The following is a 2457-nucleotide window of genomic DNA, read 5'->3' as shown; positions in this document are numbered from 1 at the left end:
ATGTAAGGTTTCGCGCTGATCTCAGCACAGTAGGCCAGAAATTCGTCAGTCCCGAACCGGTTAGATTCTACCGCATGCCAGGCCAATTCCATCTTCCTGTGGCGTTTATCTTTAGGTCCGAAGCCGTCCACCCAGTGATACCCGAATGCAAAGCTCCCCGGGCCACCGAAGGATTAGCACTTTAAGTTCCTTTAACTACCTGCAATACATCTTTTCGAAACTCACACGAATCAGATAAAGAGTAGTTAGTTTGATTTTACCTATCATTGGAATATCCTTGATATTTCAGCAATTTTAATTTCTAACCGGTTAGAAATTTCTATCTTAATACATTCTTCATGAACCTTAAAATTCCTCCTTTACCAAACAAAAATTTTTAATAATTGATTTTCTGCACCTTTCATCAAAACAGTAGTGTCCGGTATAGTGTGTAAAAAAGGGTGGTGATTAGAAACAGGAAAGGCCACCCTCCCTCTGGTAATGTAAGAGATAGGGAAAACCCAACATCACCAGGGGGGATAGAGGATGGCCCACTATCAGGTTACCGTAGATGGCGAGGTTCTGCAACAGCTATTTTCACGAGACGACGGCTTGGCCCGGCTTGTAGAACAGGTTTTGAACCAGATTCTCGAGGCACAGGTCACAGAGCAACTCAAAGCTAAGCCATATGAACGCACAGAGGAGAGGCAGGGGTACCGTAATGGTCATCGGGAAAAGCCGATAGTAACCAGGATTGGACGGCTCGTTCTGGAAGTACCCCGGGTTAGGTCTGGCGAGTTTTCTACAGAAATATTTGAGCGTTACCAACGGAGCGAGCAGGCACTCTTGCTGGCTCTCATGGAGATGGTGATCAACGGGGTATCGACGCGGAAGGTCAGGGCCGTGGTTGAGGAACTGTGTGGCACGGAGTTTTCAAAGTCGACCGTGTCCGAACTCTGTAAACGACTTGATCCCATTGTAAAGGCCTGGAATGAACGGGATTTAAGCGAAAAGGAGTATCCCTTTATTCTGGTAGATGCATTGGTCATAAAGGTGCGGAAAGGCGGTCGGGTGCGGGTCCAGAGTGTGCTTATAGCCGCTGGGGTCAACCGGGAAGGTTACCGGGAGATTTTAGGATTAATGATTGGGGACAGCGAGTCTGAGGCCAGCTGGTCTGAATTCTTCAGCTGGCTAAAGAAGCGTGGGCTAAGGGGCGTTGACTTGGTAGTTTCGGACGACCATAAGGGGCTGGTGAACTCCATTATGACCCACTTTCAGGGAGCAAGCTGGCAGCGGTGTCAAACGCATTTCGTCCGCAACATACTAGAAGTGTGTCCCAAGTCGTTACAGCGGAAGCTCCATGCTCGCCTGAGACACATTTTTGACGCACCGGATATAGAAACAGCTAGGCGGCTCTTGGAGGAGGTGGTACAAGAGTTTGAAGGGCTAGCGCCGAAGGCCATAGAGGGGCTTGAAGCTGGTTTTGAGGATGCAATGGCGGTAATGGCACTGCCGGAACCGGTTAGGCGGCGGTTGCGTACGACCAACGCCATAGAACGCCTGAACCGGGAGATCCGCCGGCGAGAGAGGGTGATAGGGATCTTTCCCAATGAAGAGGCGGCGCTGAGATTGATTGGTGCGGTGCTTATGGAGATAGATGAAGCCTGGGCAACCGGCCACCGGTACTTGGACATGAGGGAGTACTGGATATGGAGAGATAAGCAAGAAGGGGCTGAATCAGCAAAACCGAACAGGACTGAAAAAGAAGCGGCTTAATAGGGCTCCAATAAGCCCCAAAAGCTACCAGAGGGATTTTACACACAAAATCGGACTTGACCATCAAAACCTTTGTAAATTACAACTTTTGAACATCAATATTATTTTTTTAATAGATTTCCAAATTCAATTGTTGTAATGCGGGCTGCCGCTGTAGGGTGCAGAAGATAGGATAGTTACCCATGCCATTTATGGTCTCTTCCCAGATAAATAGCACTTTGTGCGGCAGCCCTGTCGCTCTAGGGCACAAATCTTCGCTACACCGGGCAAAGGGGATCGGCATCCTGCCGCGTCCCGCTCTTTTAGTATTCTGCGCTCCGACCCGGCATAGCCAAGCTCCTTGAGCTGCCAGTAAATGACCCGGACGGTTCTACGCTGTTTAGCTGGCATCCGTTAGCTGGCATCCGCATGTCCTCTTGGAGCCATGCGTCGATTATCTCGATATTCTTGCCCAACACCGGGTGTGGCTTACGTTTGCGGGGTTTTCGAACAAAAGAGATTTCATCGGGAATCGGCGTATTTCTTTGCTGTATGCCAGACTACGTCCATGATCCGGGCGATTTCGGAGATAGATTTCCCTTGTTACATTTATCGTAACCTAAATTCAAGACATGTAATGCTGTGCGGAGAAAAGCTATAGATAAATTTCCCATTCGAGATGACAACCGAATCCGTCCATCGCTTTACCGTTACGGCATCCTT

General features: G+C 48.9%; 2 protein-coding genes. One reads left to right on the top strand and one right to left on the bottom strand.

Annotation, left to right across the window (positions count from 1 at the left end):
• Positions 1-131, bottom strand: a 131-nt coding sequence (locus tag HPY90_RS16405) for a hypothetical protein (protein WP_502707222.1), incomplete at its 3' end; no start/stop codon positions are given.
• A gap of 394 nt (positions 132-525) precedes the next feature.
• On the opposite strand from HPY90_RS16405, the gene HPY90_RS15865 reads away from it, so the two are divergent.
• Positions 526-1755 carry an IS256 family transposase gene (locus HPY90_RS15865; RefSeq protein WP_287195949.1) on the top strand — a complete coding sequence of 410 codons (1230 nt, stop codon included), beginning with the start codon at positions 526-528 and terminating at the stop codon, positions 1753-1755.
• Positions 1756-2457 lie beyond the last annotated feature (702 nt).

Source organism: Syntrophothermus sp., assembly GCF_013314835.1.
GTDB lineage: Bacteria > Bacillota > Syntrophomonadia > Syntrophomonadales > Syntrophothermaceae > Syntrophothermus > Syntrophothermus lipocalidus.
This window is presented reverse-complemented; position numbering and strand designations above follow the sequence as displayed.